The 20709-nt window shown below is 42.6% G+C and carries 20 protein-coding genes; 6 read left to right on the top strand and 14 right to left on the bottom strand.

Translation table 11 applies throughout. The annotated features are described in order from the left end of the window. The first annotated feature begins 97 nt into the window (after positions 1 to 97). Positions 98 to 628, top strand: a complete 531-nt coding sequence (locus tag A2W93_09005; GenBank protein ID OFY55263.1) for a flavodoxin — start codon at positions 98 to 100, stop codon at positions 626 to 628. Positions 629 to 686: 58 nt separating this feature from the next. Here A2W93_09005 and A2W93_09000 read toward each other — a convergent pair whose 3' ends face one another. Both A2W93_09000 and A2W93_08995 read right to left on the bottom strand, forming a co-directional pair. Beyond that, a complete protein-coding gene (locus A2W93_09000) occupies positions 687 to 3068 on the bottom strand; it encodes a hypothetical protein (GenBank protein ID OFY55262.1) in 2382 nt (793 codons plus the stop codon). 70 nt (positions 3069 to 3138) lie between these two features. Beyond that, positions 3139 to 3489 carry an alkylhydroperoxidase gene (locus tag A2W93_08995; GenBank protein ID OFY55261.1) on the bottom strand — a complete coding sequence of 117 codons (351 nt, stop codon included), beginning with the start codon at positions 3487 to 3489 and terminating at the stop codon, positions 3139 to 3141. 137 nt (positions 3490 to 3626) lie between these two features. On the opposite strand from A2W93_08995, the gene A2W93_08990 reads away from it, so the two are divergent. Genes A2W93_08990 through A2W93_08970 form a run of 5 tightly spaced genes read left to right on the top strand, consistent with a single transcriptional unit; the run spans position 3627 to position 8238 of the window. Further along, on the top strand, positions 3627 to 5825 hold the full coding sequence (locus A2W93_08990) for an ATP-dependent DNA helicase RecQ (GenBank protein ID OFY55260.1): 2199 nt from the start codon (positions 3627 to 3629) through the stop codon (positions 5823 to 5825). 9 nt (positions 5826 to 5834) lie between these two features. Beyond that, the gene (locus A2W93_08985) at positions 5835 to 6479 is read left to right on the top strand and encodes a hypothetical protein (GenBank protein ID OFY55259.1); all 645 of its coding nucleotides are present in this window, start codon (positions 5835 to 5837) and stop codon (positions 6477 to 6479) included. Then, positions 6479 to 6907, top strand: coding sequence for a hypothetical protein (locus tag A2W93_08980; protein OFY55258.1), 429 nt, complete (start codon positions 6479 to 6481; stop codon positions 6905 to 6907). Before A2W93_08985 ends, A2W93_08980 begins: the two co-directional genes overlap by 1 nt. A 48-nt stretch (positions 6908 to 6955) precedes the next feature. Then, a complete protein-coding gene (locus tag A2W93_08975) occupies positions 6956 to 7660 on the top strand; it encodes a UMP kinase (GenBank protein OFY55257.1) in 705 nt (234 codons plus the stop codon). 14 nt (positions 7661 to 7674) lie between these two features. Beyond that, on the top strand, positions 7675 to 8238 hold the full coding sequence (locus A2W93_08970) for a ribosome recycling factor (protein ID OFY55256.1): 564 nt from the start codon (positions 7675 to 7677) through the stop codon (positions 8236 to 8238). 189 nt (positions 8239 to 8427) lie between these two features. Here the strand turns inward: A2W93_08970 and A2W93_08965 are convergent, their stop codons facing one another. From A2W93_08965 to A2W93_08910, 12 genes are all read right to left on the bottom strand, one after another. Continuing rightward, a complete protein-coding gene (locus A2W93_08965) occupies positions 8428 to 8766 on the bottom strand; it encodes a hypothetical protein (GenBank protein OFY55255.1) in 339 nt (112 codons plus the stop codon). A 102-nt stretch (positions 8767 to 8868) separates the two neighbouring features. Beyond that, entirely contained in the window at positions 8869 to 9381 is a 513-nt protein-coding gene (locus A2W93_08960; GenBank protein ID OFY55254.1) for a ferritin, read from the bottom strand. A 274-nt stretch (positions 9382 to 9655) separates the two neighbouring features. Next, positions 9656 to 10966 (bottom strand): hypothetical protein, encoded by a 1311-nt coding sequence (locus A2W93_08955; protein ID OFY55253.1) that lies wholly within the window; start codon positions 10964 to 10966, stop codon positions 9656 to 9658. Between the two features lie 43 nt (positions 10967 to 11009). Continuing rightward, positions 11010 to 11432 carry a hypothetical protein gene (locus A2W93_08950; GenBank protein ID OFY55252.1) on the bottom strand — a complete coding sequence of 141 codons (423 nt, stop codon included), beginning with the start codon at positions 11430 to 11432 and terminating at the stop codon, positions 11010 to 11012. Positions 11433 to 11475: 43 nt separating this feature from the next. Continuing rightward, on the bottom strand, positions 11476 to 13023 hold the full coding sequence (locus A2W93_08945) for a cell division protein FtsZ (GenBank protein ID OFY55277.1): 1548 nt from the start codon (positions 13021 to 13023) through the stop codon (positions 11476 to 11478). A 130-nt stretch (positions 13024 to 13153) separates the two neighbouring features. Continuing rightward, a complete protein-coding gene (locus A2W93_08940; GenBank protein OFY55251.1) occupies positions 13154 to 14428 on the bottom strand; it encodes a cell division protein FtsA in 1275 nt (424 codons plus the stop codon). Further along, complete coding sequence (locus tag A2W93_08935) at positions 14425 to 15258, bottom strand: hypothetical protein (protein OFY55250.1); 834 nt, start codon at positions 15256 to 15258, stop codon at positions 14425 to 14427. The genes A2W93_08940 and A2W93_08935 overlap by 4 nt, the downstream gene beginning before the upstream one ends. Further along, complete coding sequence (locus A2W93_08930) at positions 15255 to 16616, bottom strand: UDP-N-acetylmuramate--L-alanine ligase (protein ID OFY55249.1); 1362 nt, start codon at positions 16614 to 16616, stop codon at positions 15255 to 15257. The genes A2W93_08935 and A2W93_08930 overlap by 4 nt, the downstream gene beginning before the upstream one ends. Then, complete coding sequence (locus A2W93_08925) at positions 16606 to 17730, bottom strand: undecaprenyldiphospho-muramoylpentapeptide beta-N-acetylglucosaminyltransferase (protein ID OFY55248.1); 1125 nt, start codon at positions 17728 to 17730, stop codon at positions 16606 to 16608. The genes A2W93_08930 and A2W93_08925 overlap by 11 nt, the downstream gene beginning before the upstream one ends. Further along, entirely contained in the window at positions 17711 to 18874 is a 1164-nt protein-coding gene (locus A2W93_08920; protein ID OFY55247.1) for a cell division protein FtsW, read from the bottom strand. The genes A2W93_08925 and A2W93_08920 overlap by 20 nt, the downstream gene beginning before the upstream one ends. 2 nt (positions 18875 to 18876) lie before the next feature. Further along, entirely contained in the window at positions 18877 to 19425 is a 549-nt protein-coding gene (locus tag A2W93_08915) for a hypothetical protein (GenBank protein ID OFY55246.1), read from the bottom strand. 14 nt (positions 19426 to 19439) lie between these two features. Continuing rightward, on the bottom strand, positions 19440 to 20705 hold the full coding sequence (locus A2W93_08910) for a phospho-N-acetylmuramoyl-pentapeptide-transferase (protein ID OFY55245.1): 1266 nt from the start codon (positions 20703 to 20705) through the stop codon (positions 19440 to 19442). Between the last annotated feature and the right edge of the window lie 4 nt (positions 20706 to 20709).

The following is a 20709-nucleotide window of genomic DNA, read 5'->3' as shown; positions in this document are numbered from 1 at the left end:
TATTAAATTATAGTTGAGAGCCAGAGCTTAATTTTTTGGAATTACATATCGTACATATTGATATAAATTATATATTTGCGACACGAAGGTTGAAATAATGAAAACAATTGTAATTTATCGCTCAAAGACTGGCTTCACAAAAAAATATGCGGAGTGGATTGCCGAAGAGTTGGGATCTGAATTGGCGGATTCTAAAAAGATTAATATGGAAATGTTACATGATTACGACACTATTATTTATGGTGGTGGATTATATGCAGGTGGCATCAATGGAGTGAAACTGATCAAAAACAATTTGCCCTATTTGCGTGACCGGAACATCATTGTATTTGCAACCGGCGCCACACCTGACCGCAACGAAACCACGCAGGAATTGTTCGAAAGCAATTTCAACGAAGAACAACAGGAATACATCAACTTTTTTTATCTGCACGGCGGCTTTGATTTTTCAAAACTCGGATTGAAGGACAAACTTTTAATGCGTTTGCTGAAGCTTAAACTGCGCATGATTCCGGAATCCAAACGTACGCCCGATGAAACGGGTATGCTTGCGGCCTATCAGAATCCGGCTGATTTTACAAAGAAAAAATATGTGGAAAAGCTGCTGGAACTGGCACGGCAGAACTGAATATAGTAGCCATTTGTCAGTAGCCAATAGTCAGTTCTGGTTCACTCACAACTGACCATTAAAAAAAGACCTGCATTCCAAACATGACCTGAAACTTTGCAATGTTCGGATGATCGAGATAGCTGAGCCGCCACACGCCATCGACGCGAAGAAATTTGAAAATGTTTTCAATGCCGGCACCGGCTTCGAGATAGGGTTTTCCCAATGTATGCATGCCTTCCGGAAACACACTGTAGCTGCGGTTTTCGACACCTAAATTTCCGACAAGACCCTTGCCCCAAATAACTTCGCGCCACTTTAATTTTCGCAGCAACGGAATCCGGTTGAGGAAAAATCCATCGAAACGATGTGTATAATACAGACTCACCCATTCATCGCTCACAAATTCAAAATAATTCATTGTGTTGAAAGAAGTCTCGTCGAAAAAGTACGTTTCGTTTCCTTCGTGCATCTTCAGGAACGGGTAGGGGAGACGTCCCCAGATCTTTCCGGCTTCGATTACGTATTTCGACCAACCGATATTTCCAACATTGAACCAATCGTTGAAATAGAAAACAGCTTTCTGATAATTGTAGTCTCCGCCCCATAAATCCTTGATTCCTTTGCTGTATTTGAACTGTATGATCGGATAAACAGTTCCAAGACTGGTGCGTATGAAGTCGCTGTAAACATAGCGTTCTTTGTATGCAAACCGCATTTCGAGCGTGATTTCGCTGGTGGTAATTTTATCGCGCGTGGTTCCTTCACCGAAATTAAACACCGTATCACTTACAGGGAAAATATCTTTATGAAGAAATCGTATGGTATTCGAAAAACCGGTGAACCATTCGTGTTCGTAATGCGATTTCAGTTCATTAACAAGTGTTAGCTTGTTTGCAGGGTTGCGTGTGATGAAACTGGCCAGCAGAAAATCTTCGCGAAATCCGGTTGGACTCATGCCAAGTTGCTCCATATCGTGTTTGAACAACACCTGAAACCCGCGCCGGGGCTTCTTGTTAAGCAATAACAAAAAACCACCACCATATTTAAATTCCTGATCTTTTGTTCCCCACGCAACGTAGGCCGAAGGCATTATTTTTTTACTAAACTTTTCCGAAGTACGGCCACCAACGCGGAGTCTGGCTCCTTCAATTTCGTTAAAACTCAACATCGATGCATATGGTCCGATGTCGATTTTGCCCCAGTTGAGATAACCGGACATGAACATATCAATAATGTCGTACACGGTGTTGAAAGTGGGCATTTTTTTAATGCTGTCCACCATAAAATAGATGGTCTGTTCGTCTTTTGACAGCGAATCGTGTCTTTCCTTTTGCCAGAAGGCAAGCCCTTTTTCGTAGGCGTCGTCGGCAATTACAACTCGCTCTGGTTCATTGTAAAATGAATTTTCTTTGGTTTGTTTAAGGATATAATTTTTGTACGATGTTGTTTTATGTCCGTAAAAGCCCATGGTATTTTTCTGGTCATTCTGCATGACATTAAAATCGATTACCAGACTTTCTTTTTCCGGCATCCAGTAACCCGAATCGGTTTGCTGAAACGATTGTTCAATAATCAGGTCGTTTACAAAGTTGATGTTGGCATCGTTTACAACCCGCATGCTGTATTGCTTTACAGCCCATGAGGAATCGGCCACCCAAAACTCGCCTGAAAAAGTGAGTTCCTGTTTGCGGCGGGGTTTGAACATGATTTTGTAGCACCAGGTGTTATCTATAAAGGTGCTGTCCATCAGGTAATATTTATAGGTAGTCAGACCAAGATCATTGATGGGGCTCATGAAATTTTTATCAAACAGCGTGATGAAACCATCATAGATGTTGACATTCTGATACATATTGCCAAGATATTGTCCAATACTTTCGTTCTCAACGCCCGATACCTGCACAGCACTAATGTATTCGCGTTTCGACTTTGGATTGCCCCGGAAATATATTTTTGAAATCGATTCGGTGATAAAAAGAGGGAGATATACTTTCCCGTTTACCAGCGAAGTGTCGGTGTACTCGAATATCCAGCCGAATTTTTTCAGTGCCCGCTGACTTTTGAACTCTTCGGATATGTTGTTGGCATCGATTTGAACTTTATTGTAAACATCGACCTCGTAAAATGCTGCATTATCCGGAGCATTTATTTTTTTATGCCGGATCACTTTTTTTAACAGTACCTCCGCAGGGTTTTCGCCCGGAGTGATAATAACCTCGTCTAATGTTATGTTTTCTGAAGACAGATGGATGCTTAATTCCTGAAATTGATTCTGTTTGATTGGCAAAGCTTGTTGTTTGTAGCCGAGGCAAGAAATAAGGATTGAGTCACAACTAATGTTGCACTCGATTTTAAATGATCCTTCGAAATCGGAAGTGGTGCCCAGGCTTGTGCCGTTCAGGGCAATGCTGCAAAAAGGAATTGGTTGTCCTGTGGTTGAATCCTTTACATGTCCCAATATGCGTGTATTCTGTGCAGGCAGGTTGCTGCAGAATAGGGTCAGCGCGAGGAATGAGTAAAGAATTGTTCTATAACGCATCAGGTTTGTTGAGTTCTTTCCAGAATTCCACAGCGCGCCTGGTGTGCGGGATAACGATGGTTCCGCCAACCAGCATGGCAATGCTGAATATTTCATTGATTTCAGCATCAGACGTGCCGATCTCGCATAATTTTTCCAAATGGTATTTCACACAATCGTCGCAGCGAAGAACCAGCGAAGAAACCAGACCGAGCATCTCTTTGGTCTTTGTGCTCAGCGCACCGGGATCATAGGCCATGGTGTCAACGGAGAATAAACGCTTGATAACTTTATTGTCGCCTTCGAGAATAGCTTTGTTCATTTTGAGGCGGTATTCCTTGAATTCTTTAACTTTTGACATGGTGGTCGGTTTAATTAACAAAATTAGCGTTTTTGTTAATGAATCAATTATTTATTTTTGATGTGCACAAATATTTTTATCTTTACTTTGAAATGTTACTTTTGCATTTCGAAAAACCCTTGGGTGGATTCTACTAAATGAAACAAATTGAGACTGACGATATAAAAGGTGTTCTGAAAATGATTTTCGGCTTTGACAAGTTCAAAGGCGAGCAGGAAGAAATCATTGAAAGTCTCCTTGATGGCAAAGATACTTTTGTAATTATGCCGACCGGTGGTGGCAAATCACTATGCTATCAGCTACCGGCTCTGGTATTACCCGGAACCGCTATAATTATTTCTCCGCTTATTGCTCTGATGAAAAATCAGGTTGACAGTATCCGCAATTTTGGTACTGAAAACGGAATTGCACATGTAATGAACTCTTCGCTGAGCAAAGCCGAAATGGCAGAAGTCCACGAAGACCTCTTGTCCGGAAAGACAAAATTACTGTATGTGGCGCCTGAATCTCTCACAAAAGAAGAGAATGTTGAATTTCTTCAGGGCATCGACATTTCTTTTTATGCAGTTGATGAAGCGCATTGCATTTCGGAGTGGGGACACGATTTTCGCCCGGAATACCGACGCATTCGACCCATTGTTGAAGCCATCGGAAAGAATGTTCCCATTATTGCACTCACTGCTACAGCAACTCCAAAAGTGCAGCAGGATATTCTCAAAACCCTGCAGCTTAAAAACCCAAAAGTTTTCATCTCCTCATTCAACAGACCCAATCTTTATTATGAGGTAAGACCAAAATATAAGGATGTCAACAGGGAACTTCTGAAATTTGTAAAATTAAACGAAGGAAAGAGTGGCATTGTATATTGCCTCAGCCGTAAAAAAACGGAAGAACTTGCAGAGTTTCTGCAGGTGAACGGAATAAAGGCTTTGCCGTATCATGCGGGATTGGAAGCAGCTGTACGTCGCCAGAATCAGGATATGTTCCTGATGGAAGAAGTTGATGTAATGATAGCAACCATTGCATTCGGAATGGGTATTGACAAACCCGACATCCGCTATGTGATTCATTACGATATGCCGAAAAGTCTCGAAAGTTATTATCAGGAGACTGGCCGTTCGGGGCGCGATGGCGGTGAAGGTCAATGTGTAGCTTTTTACTGCATTGATGACTTGCAGAAGTTTGAAAAATTTTCAAAAGATAAAGGAGTTGCGGAGCAGGAAATAGCTCAGCATTTACTTCTCGAGACTATTTCATTTGCCGAAAGCTCGGTTTGTCGTCGGAAACAATTACTGCATTATTTCGGCGAAAATTATACACACGATAACTGTCAAAGCTGCGATAATTGCCTGTTCCCACGTGATACATTCGAAGCAGAAGATGATGTTTGTCTGGTACTGGATACAATCGAAGAAACACAGGAACAATTTAAAACGAAAAGTATCGTTGATATCATTCTTGGCAGCAAATCGCCTTCGATGAAACAACTCAGAGCAGAGAAGCTTGAGGTTTTCGGAAAAGGCGGCGAGAAGCCTGAACGATTTTGGAATTCAGCCATCAGGCAAATGTTGATAATGAACTTTATAGCTAAGGAAATCGAAAACTATGGAGTTCTCAAGATAACAGAAAAAGGAAAAGAATTTTTGAATAACCCACATTCAATTATGTTGACGAAAGATCGTAACATCGAAGAAGAAAAAGAAGAAGACGGCCCCAACTCTAGTGAGGGTCGCAGCAGCGGTACTGACAAGGTGCTATTCGCCATGCTCAAAGACCTGCGTAAACAGATTGCCAAAAAGGAAAATCTGCCCCCATTTGTAATTTTTCAGGATCCTTCGCTCGAGGATATGGCCATCCAGTATCCGGTGGCGATGGATGAACTGAAAAATATCACGGGTGTAGGTACCGGAAAAGCAGGCAAGTACGGAGAGCCGTTTTTGAAGCTTATCGCTGGTTATGTCGAAGAAAATGAAATCATCAGGCCGATGGATATGGTAGTGAAATCTACTGTAAACAAGAGCAAACTGAAGGTTTTCATTATTCAGGCCATCGACCGGAAAGTAGCACTTGAAGATCTCGCAGTTTCGAAAAACCTAACTTTCGAAGAATTGCTCGATGAGCTTGAGCGCATTGTTTCGAGCGGGACCCGCATCGACCTGAATTACTACATCAATGAAAACATAGATACGTATCATCAGGAAGAAATTTTTGAATATTTCAGAACTGCCGAAACCGACGCACTTGAAGACGCATTGACCGAACTCGGAGAAAACGAGTTCACCGTTGAGGAAATACGCCTCATGCGCATTAAATTTATGTCGGACATCGGAAATTAAAATCAACTTATGGAAATCAACGAAACAAATCAGGAAAATTGCTGTTCGCCTGATAAAAAAAAGAAATGCTGCTTATGCAGCCCGCAAATGATATTTAATATTGCAGCGGGTCTGTTAATTCTTGTTCTTCTGGTCTTTCAGTTTTACAATCCGTTTTCATCGAAAAGCAGTATTGTAGTGCCTGACGGAGGTTTGAATATTGCTTATGTTGAATCCGATAGCATCATGACACAGTATGAACTGGTCGAGATCCTGAAAGCTGACCTGATGAAGCTGAACGATAGTCTTGATAAGGATTTCACCAAACGTCAGGAAACTTTTCAGGCACGCGTGAACTTGTTCCAGCAAAATGTTCAGAACGGCAAAATTCAGACGAAAGATGAGTACAGTCGCCAGGAATCGGCTCTGGCAGCCGAACAAGAGCAGGTAATGAATTTGCGCGATTCTTATCTTGCCCAGGTTCAGACTAAGCAGTTGGATATGAACAGTCAAATACTGGATTCTATTGTAAGTGTTATTAAAAGATATCCTGAAGAATTCCCCTATGATTATGTTCTCGATTACAACAGCGGAACAGGAATCCTTTATGCGAACGAAAAACTAAATATTACGGTTAAGGTAATCGACCGTTTAAATAAAGAATTCGAAGACTAATGCGAAGTTCAAAGTTTGTTTTATTTTTTGCTGTCATCGTTTTTATTTTGATTTCATGCGGCGGCGATAACACTGTCCGGATGGTTGAGAAAACGTATCCGGATGGAAAAGACAACGTGGTCGTTTATTATTCCGATGATAAGGATCATAAAAAAATAAAAGAAGAAGTATTTTACCAGGATGGCAAACTTCAGTCTGAAGGCGGCTTTCAGGATGATAAGCGCGATGGCGTGTGGCGGGTCTGGTATCAGAACGGCAACATCTGGAGCGAGGGAGAATTTCTGGAAGGAAAAGCCGAAGGATTTCGCAGGGTGTATTACGAAAATGGCAGAATGCGCTATTCTGGTCAGTATAAAAACGATCAGAAGGTTGGTGAGTGGACATTCTATGATGAAAACGGCAGAAAAATTAAAGTCGAAAAATATTAATTGCACAAGGAGGTTGAAATACCTCCTTTTTTTTAATTTTGCAGCATTATGAAAAGAATTCTACTCAAACTCAGCGGAGAATCTCTTGCAGGGAAGCAAGGCTCAGGAATTGATTCAGACATGCTTGCATCGTTTGCAGACGAGATTTCATCGGCAGTTGGCAAAGGTGCAGAAGTCGGTGTTGTGCTTGGTGGAGGAAATATTTTCCGTGGACTGAGTGGCGCAAAGAAAGGTGTGTCGCGCGTTCAGGGCGATTATATGGGAATGCTTGCCACTGTGATTAACAGCCTTGCATTGCAGGACGCGCTGAAACAGCGAGGGATAAATGCTGAAGTGCTTTCGGGAATTGAAATATCGCCCTTATGCAAAAAAATGAGTGGCCCTGCAGCCATTGAGTTGCTGAAGAATAAAACTGTTGTAATAATGGCTGGAGGCACAGGCAATCCTTATTTCACAACGGATTCGGCTGCTGCATTGCGCTCTGTTGAAATTGAAGCAGATGCTTTGCTGAAGGGTACCCGCGTTGATGGCATTTATACTGCCGATCCTGAGAAAAATCCAGGTGCTGTGAAATTCGACAATCTCACTTTTGATGAGGCTTATGAAAAGCATCTCAACATTATGGATATGACGGCTTTCACTTTGTGCAAAGAAAACAATATGCCGGTGATTGTTTTTGATATTCATGGCAAAGGCAATCTGGCAGCCATTCTCGAAGGAAAGAAAATTGGAACAATTGTAACGAACAAATAAGAAGAAAAATTGATATGAGCGACGAATCTGCATTATTACTTGAAGAAGCAAAAGAAGGAATGACCAATGCTGTTGCGCATCTTGATCGCGAGTTGGTCAAAATCCGTGCTGGCAAGGCCAGCCCTTCCATTTTCGATTCAGTCAAAATTGATTTTTACGGAACAATGACCGCGCTTGCTCAGGTTGGAAATATTAATATTCCCGATGCAAGAACCATTGTTATTCAGCCCTGGGACCGCAGTGTTCTTGGCGCTATTGATAAAGCCATCATGGCTGCCAACCTCGGTTTCACGCCGGTGAACAATGGCGAAATTATTCGTATTTCTATTCCGCCGCTCACTGAAGAACGTCGTAAAGAGATGGTGAAGAAAGTGAAGATTGAAGGCGAAAATGCAAAAATTGCAGTGCGGAATGTTCGCCGTAATGTGGTGGACAGTGCACGAAAACTCACCAAGGATGGCATTCCTGAAGATGAGGTGAAAAATCTCGAAAAAGACATTCAGACCTTGACTGACAAAAGCATTGAGAAGATTGACCAGATCATTGCGGTGAAAGAAAAAGATATTATGACCGTGTAGGCAAGACGCATAGGGCATGCGGCATGATGAGCTCAACGCACTCAGGTCGCTTCGCGACGCAGAGAGGTTGGCCTTCAAAGCTCCTTCTCAGAGCTGATTGCTGATTACTGATTACTGACAACTGAAAGCTGCCCGACCCCTTGATTCACCGCTCACTGTTCGCTGATAAGATGCCCGCTTTTCTGCGTGCTAGTACATCAGATGTTTCTTGCTGCTGTTTTTCCAGCCGGCGTCGCTTTTATAATCGGCGAAAAAAATCACAAGGTCCGCGTCGCTTTTGTAATCGCAGAAATAAATAGTTTTGTTCGCATCGCTTTTATAATCGGCGAAGAACCATAATCCATCGTTGCCGCTTGCATCGCTTTTGTAGCTGCATTTATACACTACAAGGTCCGCATCGCTTTTATAATCTGCTACAAATACTTTTACCTGTGCATCGCTTTTGTATGAACAGGAAAAGACCACCTGACTTTTCGCTACCAGAGCGATGGAGAAGAAAATGACGAAGAAAGCTAAAAAGGTTTTCATAGGCTTTGTTTTTTCAAAGATAAAAAAAATTCGCGGCGCAATACCAAAAACAATGCCCGAACAAAAGCCCGGGCACTGATCTCATTTAAACAGGAATATTGTTTATACCTGTGTTATTGCGGGAGGAGTAAATACGCGGGTTTTAAGTTCCCGATCAATCATAAACATGCCCGGGCCTTTACCTTCGGTCATTTTCACTTCGCCGAGTAATGCAGTAGCATTGGCTTCTTCTTCTACCTGTTCTTTCACAAACCATTGAAGCATATTGTTGGTTGCGTGATCTTTTTCAACAATGGCCAGATCTACCAATTTGTGAATGAGAGAAGTCACCAGTTGCTCATGTTTCAGCGTTTCTTCAAAAACCTCGATGGCATTTTTCCATTCTTTTTTTGGTTTTTCAATCGATTTTAACTCAACGCGTCCTCCACGTTCATTAACATAGTCAAAAAACATCATGGCGTGAGCCATTTCTTCCTGAGCCTGAACGCGCATCCAGTTGGCAAATCCGTTCATGTTGACATCGCTGAAATATGCCGACATGGATAAGTACAGGTATGAGGAATACATTTCGGCATTGATTTGCTCGTTCAGCGCTTTTTCCATTTTTTTATTCATAGTATTTTGTGTTTTTTCTGAATTCAAAGATAGAAAATTTTTAAATCGTTCATTCACACGGACCGATGATATAAATCACAAATTGGTTCTGCTTTGAAATCGGATTTGAATGATTGCTGTGTTATCGTTACAGTCGTTACAAATAGATTTCATCCGTCAGCTTTCAGCTCTGAAAAGAAGTCAAAATCAGTGCAAGAGCGAAAAGCATCATGGGTTCTTTTATCTTTCCTCTTTTATCTTTTTCCTTTTGTCTTTTATCTTTATGTGATTTCTTTTATCTTACAAGAGTCACATTTCCCCTCTTCACCACCGTCTCGCCATTCAATAAAACAGCCTCCACATAATACGTGTACACCGCCTGTGGTGCGGGTTCGCCGCGGCAGGTGCCATCCCAGCCACACTCAAAGCTTGTCACACTGAGCGGAGTCGAAGTGCGGCAAGAAAAGACTTCTTCGCCCCAGCGATTGAAAATTCTGAACGCTGTTAATTCCTGCACATAGCTGCTGCGCACATACAGCACATCGTTCTGGCCATCGTTGTTGGGTGAAAAAATATTGGGAACAAAAACCGGATTTTCGCAATCAATCACTTCCACCGTGACTGTATCAAAATGTTCCTGCACATATTCATCTACTACATAGAGCGCATAAACAGTGGTTTTCTGAGGTATCACCGTAGGACGTGGAATACTGTCATTATCTAAGCTAGCGCTATCACCACTTACCACGTTCCAATTAAAAGTGCGCGCAGTGTTTTCATCCCAGCCCAGCGTGGTTTCTTCGCCCTTGCACAGGCTGCGGTTTTCGCCCGCCTCGGCTTCGTAGTAGAAACCGGTGCAGTCGTATAGGGAGGCCATGTCTATGAAAAGACCACTGGCATATCGCCAGCAAGGAGGATAAGAACAGTCATATTCTGGTGGATATAAATTCCCGAATGAATAGGGTTTTTGTGATTCAAAAGTGCCAAATGTAATATACTTCTCGCCGCCGCTAGCCGTGAATTTCCCGTTGAACAAAACCCAACAAGACGTATCTCTGAAAAATTCGCCGAAATGAATGACCAATTGCGGGATGCTGTCAATGGTTGGCCATGGTGTGTAATAATTCGTTTTGCTGAAAAATACTCCAATCTGATCTAAAAGCAAATCAAAATATTCAGACTGATTTAGATAAAAACTCAAACAGTATGTTCTACCAGGTTCAAGGGGTTGAGTCAGATCACCAATTATTGATTCATCTTGACGTGTAGTATCATATCCAATATAATATGCAAAAGATGCAAAAAAATAATATGCATAACCTGATTTTGGCCATTGAATTCCTCGATAATTGCTTGGTAGACAACAAGAATATGGCCACCAAGAAAAATAACAAGGATTAGAGTCTCCAACTATATAGTCTGGAGAACCGGAATGCGGGGATCGCCAAAATTTTGGAATTCTTTCAAACGAATCGCAAAAGTTTGGAGGAATAGAAGGCAACAAAACACTGTCATATTCCTCCATAGAAGGATCGACAACAAGATTGATTTGCGCTTTTGAATTAAAAGCGACCGTTAAAAATAATATGAATAGAATCTTTTTCATGAAAAAAAATGGGGGAGAGAAACGACCCTCCCCCGGATTAATTTTACCGGACTATCACCAATCGTTTAGTCAGAGAGTAATTTTCTTTGTTTGCCGAGAACAAATATACACCATTGTTGAGATTTGACACATCAATGGTTTCATAAATATTTGTGGCCAGGATGCCGGAAGCAAATACCGATTGACCGTCTAGACTGATGATCTTCCAGTTCCAGTTTTCCTCGGATTGTGAAACAACACCCACTGAAATCTGATTGGATGCAGGATTGGGTGATACTGATAGCAATACTTCATCTTCGACTTCAATCACAGTTCCATCAGTCATTGAACGTGAATTCACCGAATCCATCATGTTTATTGTTCCGTAATCAATGGTGGTATTTTGAATCAAAGAGATAATATCCTGCGGATTCAGTTTTTTACCTGAGTTAATAAGCAAATAAAAATGCGCCCCGCAAGAGCGCATTTGAATTGAAATATAGAAGTGTTCTTAATCGGGTCGGGGAAAATTAATCTACATTGTCGTGCAGAAACGAGTTGTTTTCTCTTATTTCGGGCTTATTGCTGCCGTTTTCGCCCAAAGTGAACCTGCTGACTATTTTTTCATCTGAAGGATTCTCTGGCGTCAGATTTACGCCTCTGCGTGCATAGGCAGGAACCTGTTCAATTTCGTCGAGGCTGGTTACTTTCGGATTGGTGAAATTGAAATTCTTCAGACTTTGCATGCGGTCGTCCTGTAGCTCGGGTCTGATTGCAGGCTGAAGATGTTCTTCATGATTGTTTTCGGCTGGAGCAATATCAAGGATGACCTGCTGTTGCATGGGCTTAACTTCAGGTTCCGTTGAGAAAAAACTTATCGGATTGTTTTCCTGAACTGGTTCCTGATTCAGCTGAATGGTAATTTTCTCGGCAGGTTGTTCAACCATTGGCGTTATTGGAATAACGGGCGGCTGATAACTATTGAATACAGATTTTTCTTCAACGGGTTTTACTACAACCTTCATCTCCATCTCTGGTTCTGCCATCGGAGGCTCCGGTTTCACGTCGTGTTGCAGCGTGATCACCTGAGGTTCTTCGGTAACAGATTTTACGGGCGATCCGGTTTTGCTGAAATTGGTTGCAACAACAGTTACTGAAACGCTGTTGCCAAGCGACAGATCAGAGCCAGTGCCCCAGATAACCTCAGCAGTTGAGCCGGCAGCATTCTGAATAAAATCAGAAATGTCGCTGACTTCGTCCATTGAGACTTCGTCCTCGCCACTGGAAATGAAAAGCAGAACATTGCGTGCACCATAAATTTCATTGTCGTCGAGCAGCGGTGAATTGAGAGCAAGTTCCACCGCTTTTTGTGCGCGGTCTTCGCCTTCGGCAATACCTGTACCCATAATGGCGATACCACTGTTTTTCATGATGGCCTTGACATCTTCAAAGTCAACATTCATGTAGCCCGGGATGGTAATAAGTTCTGAAATACCCTTGGCTGCGACCGTGAGAATATCATCGGCTTTGCAGAATGCTTCGCTGAGTTTCAGATTGCCGTAATGTTCGCGAACTTTATCGTTGTTGATGATGATGAGGCTATCAACATATTTGCGCATTTCTTCTATTCCCTGACTGGCTTGATTTTTACGCTTTCCACCTTCGAAACCGAAGGGTGTAGTTACGATTCCTACAGTCAGAATATCGAGTTCTTTAGCTACCTGTGCAATCACAGGTGCCGCACCGGTTCCGGTTCCGCCACCCATGCCGGCAGTGATGAAAACCATCTTGGTGTTTTTTGAAAGAATATCGCGGATATCATCAGCATTTTCAAGAGCAGCGTTACGACCAATTTCAGGTGAGTTTCCTGCACCGCGACCTTCTGTAAGGCCAGCGCCAATCTGAAGTTTAGAGGGCACAGGACTGGTTCCGAGTGATTGAAGATCGGTGTTGCAAATGACGAAATCAACGCCGTTGATTCCTTGTTTGAACATGTGGTTCACCGCGTTGCTGCCACCACCACCAACGCCAAATACTTTGATGATGGTCGGAAGATTTTGGGCATCTTCAAATTGTATATGAATACTGTTTTCCGGTTCCGACATATTACAGATTAATTTAATGGGTAAAATTAGTTTTGTTTGTCTTATAATTTCAGCAGTAGGCAAAAAACTTATCAACAGCTGTTCGACGAAAATTGTTAATTACTCAACTGATGTTTTCATCGAAAAAGTTCATTCCACCGCGGAAAATTTTCTTGATAAATCCGCCCCTTTCTCTCTTGCCCTGGTTTGGAATTATTTTCTTTGAATTTGACTGAGAAGCAAGCGAGTTCTCAATTCCGTTGAGCACAAGCCCGATGCAGGTTGCATACATCGGCAGCAGCAGTTCCTTATCAACGTTGGCAGACAAATGTTCACTCGGATATCCGATGCGTGTTTCATGGCCAGTGATGAACTGACAGAGCTGTGCGATATCTTTCAATTGCGCACCGCCGCCTGTGAGTACAATGCCTGCAATTAGCCTGCGATCGTAGCCTGAATTTTTTATTTCGTAATTTACAAATTCAATGATCTCCTCCATGCGTGACTGAATGATGCGTGCGAGATTTTTCATTGAAATTTCTTTGTGCGGGCGACCTTTCAATCCTGGAATTGAAATATAGATTTCATCTTTCACCTCGTTGGCCAGGGCTGATCCATGCTTCACTTTGAGAGTTTCCGCATAACTTTTCAGTATCGAACAACCTTCTTTAACATCTTCTGTAACGATGTCTCCACCCAATGGAATAACAGCCGAGTGACGAATGATGCCGTCCTGGAAAATGGCTATATCAGTGGTCCCGCCGCCGATGTCGACAAGTGCTACACCTGCTTCTTTTTCTTCTTCGCTAAGTACTGAATATGAGCTGGCGATAGGTTCCAGCACCATATCGGACATTGAAATATCAGCACGCGTAATGCATTTTTCGATATTCCGTGCTGCCGTGATCTGTCCGGTGATGATGTGAAAGTTTGCTTCGAGCTGCACGCCGGCCATTCCCACCGGGTCTTTGATGCCCTGCTCACCATCGACAATGTATTCCTGTGGAATCACGTGAATGATCTCTTCGCCCGGAGGCATCACGAGTTTGTACATGTTCTCAATCAGCCGTTCAACATCTTCCTGACCGATTTCAGATTCAGTGTTGTCGCGGATAATGCTGCCTCTGTGCTGCAGGCTTTTGATGTGCTGGCCTGCAATTCCGACATTCACGGTGCGGATATTCACATTGCTTTTTGCTTCAGTGATTTCAACCACTTTTTTTATCGCTTCGACGGTTTTTTCGATATTGGCCACCAGACCGCGTTTCACGCCCAGCGACTCTGTTTTCCCGTATCCCAGAATTTCGAGTTTGCCGTGTTCATTCTGATAACCGACAATCATGGCGATTTTCGTTGTCCCGATGTCGAGACCGACCATTATTTCGTGATTTTCGTTCATATATCGTTTTCTTTTTTTGTCTCGTTGGTTTCGTACACTTTCTTAATTGCTACCACCTGGTTGTGAAAGCGGATGTCAAAGCTTTTGTACTTGTTGAAGTTTATGGTGCTGTAACCTTTTTTGTAGAAATGATGAAGGTTACGAAGTTTTATTCTTAATCCATCAACGTCGCCAAGAATAATATTCTGATTTCCGATAACTGGAATCAACTCGTAATGCGCGTTGTCGACAACATAAATCTGTGTGATCAGCCGGGTGAGAAACGTGTCTTTTGAAATCTCTGCAGCAATCAAAAACACTTTATGCATGGTCGTTAATACTCTGGTCTGGTCATAAGTTACTGAGTCGAAATGTTGATAAGACTGCGACGGAAGGAAACGCTCCTGAATGTTTCCTGCAGCTACAATCAGGCCTGGAGAAGCGCCTCTGTTCAATGGCAGCATTTTGCCTTCTGAATCAATAAAAAACGATTCGTTTTTCTGATTGAAAACCCGAAGGATTGGCTTTCGCTGCAGAATATCCACAGTCAGACTTGCATCGATATTAATAAACGCATCTGCAGTCAGCACATAAGGATTTGTGCGGGTAATATTTTCAATCCATTCCAGATCAATTTCTCCTACCTGCCGCTTGGTCAGAGAATCGTATCCCTGTGAAATCAAACCACGCACTTCTTCTTCAGTCACCAGCTCGGGACCTCCCTGTGTGTTGATGATGATATTGACCTGACTGATTTTTTGCTTTTTAAAATTATCTTTCGACAATTTGAGAAGCACCAGCACAGCAATGATGACAAGCGACAGGATCAATATTTTGTAGACCGGCTTCATGATTGTTCAATGCAGGATTTAATGGTTGCTATATGTGCGTCGATATCTCCGGCTCCGATGGTAAGCAAAATGCCGTCAGCACAGACCTCTGCGATTTCAGGAATTCTGTTGTAGGGAATATATTTTTTTTGATCATTTGGAATCAGCTTCAGAAGCCAATCCGAATCAATACCCGGGAGCGGCTTTTCTCTGGCGGGATAAATGTCGGTAACAACCGGCACATCAAGTTTTGCAAGCGATTTTCCAAATTCAATTCCGAAATCACGTGTGCGTGTGAAAAGATGCGGCTGAAAAATTCCGGTGATTGTTTTGTTAGGATATAACTCCCGAATGGTGTTGATGAGTGCATCAATTTCTGCCGGATGATGAGCATAGTCATCGTAATAGATTATTCTGTCGTTTTTTGCAACCAGCTCCAGGCGCCGTTTTACGCCGGGGTATGATTCGAGCGCCTGTGCTATTTGTGCCGGATTGCAGCCTGCAATGTGCAGTGCCGCGAATGCAGCAGTTGCATTCTGAACATTATGTCTGCCGGCGGCAGGCAAATGAATTCCGCCTTCCAGCAATTGATTGTCGAGATAAACGTCGAATGCAAAACAGCCGCTGCAGACATGTATGTTTCGTGCTGAATAGCCCTTGACATTTTTAAAGCCGTATAGAATTGAGTTCGAAGGTAAAGTTAGTTTGTCTTTATCCGTATCGTCAAAAACGAGAACGTGCCCACCGGAATTTGTCTGCGCTGCAAAATCAGAAAACGATTTGTGCAATTCTTCTATTTTTCCGTAGATGTCAAGATGGTCAGCATCAATGGCATTTATGATAGCGATATGCGGATGGAGCGCAAGGAAGGATCGATCGTATTCGTCGGCTTCGGCAACAGCCCATTCTGCATTTTCGTGAAGAAAAATATTTTTATTGTATCCGCTCATAACACCACCAACAAAGCCAAGAAAAGGTTTCCCGATGTGTTCCATGGAATGTGCAATCATGGCCGAGATGGTGGTTTTACCGTGAGTGCCTGCAACTGCAATTGATTTCAGCGAGTTGATAACTTCGGCAAGCATTGCCGAGCGTTTGATTACAGGCAAATTGTACTGTCGGATAAATTCCCATTCTTCGAAATCAGCCGGTATTGCAGGAGTATAGACCACTATGTCAGCATCAGCCGGAACAGCAGTATTGTCAGCATTGTAGTGAACGCAGATTCCTTCAGCTTCAATCGCGCGTGTCAGCGGCGTTGATGTTTTATCATACCCGGAGACTTTCACGCCATTCATATTGAAATAGCGTGCGAGCGCACTCATGCCGATTCCGCCAATGCCCAGAAAATATGCAATATGTATATTCTTAACGTTCATTCAGTTTCTTTTCCCGGAGTTCAACAATTTTTTTCGCAATACTTTTTGCCGCATCGGGCATGGCAAGTTGTTTCAGGTTTTCACACATTTCACTTCTTGTTTTTTTATCATCAAGGAGCGAAAATAATGTTGTGCTAAGCGTTTCACGAGCCGCATCGTCTTTCACCAGCAGCGCTGCGTTGCGGTTGACAAAAACCATCGCATTTTTTGTCTGATGATCATCGGTAACATTGGGCGATGGAATAAATATGACGGGTTTGGCAACGGCTGCAATTTCTGAAACGGCTATTGCTCCTGCTCTGGAGATAATAACATCTGCTGCAGCATACGCCTGCGGCATTTCATAAATGAATTCCTGAACAACAATGTTTTTGTTTTTTTCGAAATCAATTTTATTACATGATTTGTATGAATAGGACTTTCCGGTTTGCCATATAATCTGGTAATCTCTTGAAATGATTTCAGGAATCATTGAGCAAACTGTTTCGTTGATTGTCCTGGCTCCGAGGCTACCACCAATGGCCAGAATTGTTGTTTTATCCGGATCGAGTCCGAAAAACTTTCTTCCATCTTCCGATGAAATACTTTGCGAAAATATTTCACTGCGGATTGGATTTCCGGTAAGTGTAATTTTTTCCGCACTGAAAAACTGTTCCATGCCGGGGTACGCAACGCAGATAGAATCTGCTTTTTTTGAAAGTATTCGGTTGGTGAGACCCGGAAAAGAATTCTGTTCCTGAAGTAAAGTTGGAATACCCATTTTTGCTGCTTTGCGCAAAACCGGACCACTGGCATATCCTCCGAAACCAGCTACCACATCGGGCCTGAACTGTTTCAGAATTTTACTTGCTTTCAACAGACTCATTGTAATTTTGAAAGGAACTACAAAATTTTTCAAAGTAATTTTACGCTGAATCCCTTGTATTGGAAGGCCGATGATTGGGTAGCCATGATGCGGTACTTTTTCCATCTCCATTCTTTTTTCTGCTCCGATAAAAAGGATTTCTGCATCGGGAAGCATGTCGCGCAAGGCATCGGCTGTAGCCAGCGCCGGGTAGATGTGCCCACCGGTACCACCAGCCGAGAATATGAATTTAGGCTTTTGTGTTTTCATTTGAAATTTCCTTTTTTTCTTCTTCTTCTTTGTTCCGGCTCACACTCAAAATAATTCCAAGCGAAATACAAGTAAACCAGATGGAAGTACCACCCATGCTGACCATGGGTAATGGCTGGCCTGTAACCGGTAGCAGATTGACAGCTACGCCCATGTTAATGAGTGCCTGGAATACAATCATGATGGTGAGACCGATGGATAGAAATGCGCCAAAGGATCCCGGACTACGGGTCGCAATGCGAATTCCGCGATATAATAAAATCAGGTAGAGCAATAAAACAAATATTCCTCCAAATAATCCCCATTCTTCAACCAGTAAAGCATAAATGAAATCGGAGTAGGGATGTGGCAGAAAATTTCTTTGAGTTGAGTTTCCAGGTAATTTACCTGTTATTCCGCCATTGGCAATGGCGATTTTTGATTGCAGAGCCTGATAGTCGCCTTCATCTTCTTCGTCTGAAAAGAAAGACTCAATGCGGTTTGCCCAGGTGCCGGTACGACCTTTCCCGGGTGACTGCATAATTATGAGCACCGCCAGAGCACCGATCACTATTAGAATTCCAAGCGCTGCACCAATGTATTTTATAGGTACGCGGCCGATAAACATAATGATCATAGCTGTTCCAAAAACAAGAACCGCTGTTGAAAGGTTGGCCGGAAAAATCAAAACAGTTACGAGTGCAATCGGCCAAATGATTGGAACAAATGAATTTCTGAAATCGTCAATTTTATCCTGTTTGAGTGCCAGCGATCGTGCAAGGAAGAGGATGACCGCCAGTTTCGCAAGATCGGAACTTTGAAAGCTAATGCCAATGAAGGGAATTGTAAGCCAGCGACTGGCATCGTTTACGTTTGTCCCTTTTACCAAAGTGTAGAACAAGAGAGGAATTGAGAGAATAAAAAGCAACTGCGCAATTCGTGAAAACCGGGTGTATTTGATATTATGAATTAGATACATAATGAACAATCCGGTGACAATAGTGAAAACATGTTTTAAAAGATAATACTCTGTATTCCCGCCCTGATACCTGAATGCCAGAGACCCGGTGGAACTGTAAACACTGAGTATGGAGAACAGACTCAGCAGGAGTACAATTATCCAGACTACTTTATCACCTTTTATATGTTCAGAGAAAAACTTCATTTTTATAATTCGCGAATGGCGTTTTTGAATTGTTTTCCACGGTCTTCGTAATTCTCGAATAAATCAAAACTGGCGCAAGCGGGCGACATTAATACTACATCTCCCGGATTTCCGAGCTGATATGCTGCATTAACAGCCTCTTCCATTGTGTGAGTATCGGCAATCACTTCAACATACGGGCTGAATGTTTCAATCAGCTTTCTGTTGTCGGCGCCCAAACAAACCAATGCTTTCACTTTGTTTTTCACAAGTTCAAACAGACAGTCGTACTCATTGCCTTTATCAGTGCCTCCGGCAATCCAGATAATCGGCGTTTTCATGCTTTCCAGCGCATACCAGGTCGAATTTACATTGGTGGCTTTGCTGTCGTTCCAAAACGCAATACCGTGCACCTTAACCACAAACTCAAGCCGGTGTTCCGTTTTCTGGAAAGTCTGAAAGCTTTTTTTCAATGTTTCTTTTCTGAATTCAAACAGTGTGGAAGCAACCGATGCAGCCATGTTGTTGTTCAGATTGTGTTTTCCCTGCAGTGCAAGAGTTTCAATTTTCATGTAGTTGGTTTTATTTAGCGCAGTTTGAGAGTTACAATGGTTAGAATGGCAGCGAAGATGCTGACAATGATAAAGCGGTTGACTATTTTCACTTCGTTCAATCCTTTTTTGTGATAATGATGATGAATCGGCGACATAAGAAATACACGGTGAGAAGATGCATATTCATAACCGAATCTTTTTTTGCGATATTTGAAAACTGTAGTCTGAATGATGACGGACAGCGATTCGATAACAAATACAAAACAAAGAATCGGAATCAGTAGTTCTTTGCGGATCATGATGGCAAATACGGCGATGATGCCTCCGATGGTGAGACTTCCGGTGTCGCCCATAAACACCTGAGCCGGATATGAATTGTACCAGAGGAATCCGATCATGGCTCCAACAAAGGCGCTGATGTAGATGGTGAGCTCTCCTGAATTTGGAATATACATTACGTTCAGATAATCGGCAAAAATGAAGTTGCCGGAAATCCAGGCCAGGAGCCCAAGTACAATTCCCACAACGGCGGACGTTCCCGCCGCAAGTCCGTCCATCCCATCGGTCAGATTGGCTCCGTTCGAAACTGCGACAATGATGAACATGATGATCGGAATAAAAATTAGCCAGCCCCACTTTGTAGCTGCATCGCCCATCCAGCTTGTGAGAACACTATAATCAAATTCATTGTCCTTGACAAATGGGATGGTGGTTTTGAGCGATTTTATTTCGTCGGTTCTGAAAAAGTCAGCAGCTTCTTTTTTGCAATCTTTGTTGAGTACATCAGCTTCGGTGAGGTGTTGCGACGTGTCGACTTTTTCGCGAATCACAATGCTGTCATTGAAATACATTACGAAACCCACAATCAGTCCCAGTCCCAGCTGTCCGAGAATTTTAAATTTTCCGTGCAGCCCTGCTTTGTTTTTTCGAAACACTTTGATGTAATCATCCGCAAAACCAAGGGCCCCAAGCCATACCGTTGCGAGCAGAATCACAATAATATAAATATTGTGAAGTTTTGCAACAAGCAATGTAGGAATCAGAATCGCCGCAAGAATGATGATACCACCCATGGTTGGAGTACCTTTTTTCTGCATCTGGCCTTCGAGTCCGAGATCGCGTATGTCTTCGCCGATTTGATTTTTCCGAAGAAAATTAATAATGCGTTTACCGAAAACAAGAGATATCAAGAGCGAGAGAGCCGCAGCCAGAGCGGCGCGGAACGACAGATACTGAAATACTCCTGCTCCGGGGAAATCGTACTGCTTGTCAAGAAAATCAAACAAATAGTAGAGCATATCT

The sequence above is a fragment of the Bacteroidetes bacterium GWF2_43_63 genome, assembly GCA_001769275.1.
Taxonomy (GTDB): Bacteria; Bacteroidota; Bacteroidia; order Bacteroidales; family DTU049; genus GWF2-43-63.
Note: the sequence above shows the minus strand (reverse complement) of the source record. Positions and strands in the feature narration are given on the sequence as shown.

Coding starts and splice junctions, on each gene's coding strand:
- A2W93_09005 (OFY55263.1), top strand. CDS start 98: ATGAAAACAATTGTAATTTATCGCTCAAAGACTGGCTTCACAAAAAAA.
- A2W93_08995 (OFY55261.1), bottom strand. CDS start 3,489: ATGTCAAAAGTTAAAGAATTCAAGGAATACCGCCTCAAAATGAACAAA.
- A2W93_08990 (OFY55260.1), top strand. CDS start 3,627: ATGAAACAAATTGAGACTGACGATATAAAAGGTGTTCTGAAAATGATT.
- A2W93_08985 (OFY55259.1), top strand. CDS start 5,835: ATGGAAATCAACGAAACAAATCAGGAAAATTGCTGTTCGCCTGATAAA.
- A2W93_08980 (OFY55258.1), top strand. CDS start 6,479: ATGCGAAGTTCAAAGTTTGTTTTATTTTTTGCTGTCATCGTTTTTATT.
- A2W93_08975 (OFY55257.1), top strand. CDS start 6,956: ATGAAAAGAATTCTACTCAAACTCAGCGGAGAATCTCTTGCAGGGAAG.
- A2W93_08970 (OFY55256.1), top strand. CDS start 7,675: ATGAGCGACGAATCTGCATTATTACTTGAAGAAGCAAAAGAAGGAATG.
- A2W93_08965 (OFY55255.1), bottom strand. CDS start 8,766: ATGAAAACCTTTTTAGCTTTCTTCGTCATTTTCTTCTCCATCGCTCTG.
- A2W93_08960 (OFY55254.1), bottom strand. CDS start 9,381: ATGAATAAAAAAATGGAAAAAGCGCTGAACGAGCAAATCAATGCCGAA.
- A2W93_08955 (OFY55253.1), bottom strand. CDS start 10,966: ATGAAAAAGATTCTATTCATATTATTTTTAACGGTCGCTTTTAATTCA.
- A2W93_08950 (OFY55252.1), bottom strand. CDS start 11,432: ATGCGCTCTTGCGGGGCGCATTTTTATTTGCTTATTAACTCAGGTAAA.
- A2W93_08940 (OFY55251.1), bottom strand. CDS start 14,428: ATGAACGAAAATCACGAAATAATGGTCGGTCTCGACATCGGGACAACG.
- A2W93_08935 (OFY55250.1), bottom strand. CDS start 15,258: ATGAAGCCGGTCTACAAAATATTGATCCTGTCGCTTGTCATCATTGCT.
- A2W93_08930 (OFY55249.1), bottom strand. CDS start 16,616: ATGAACGTTAAGAATATACATATTGCATATTTTCTGGGCATTGGCGGA.
- A2W93_08925 (OFY55248.1), bottom strand. CDS start 17,730: ATGAAAACACAAAAGCCTAAATTCATATTCTCGGCTGGTGGTACCGGT.
- A2W93_08920 (OFY55247.1), bottom strand. CDS start 18,874: ATGAAGTTTTTCTCTGAACATATAAAAGGTGATAAAGTAGTCTGGATA.
- A2W93_08915 (OFY55246.1), bottom strand. CDS start 19,425: ATGAAAATTGAAACTCTTGCACTGCAGGGAAAACACAATCTGAACAAC.
- A2W93_08910 (OFY55245.1), bottom strand. CDS start 20,705: ATGCTCTACTATTTGTTTGATTTTCTTGACAAGCAGTACGATTTCCCC.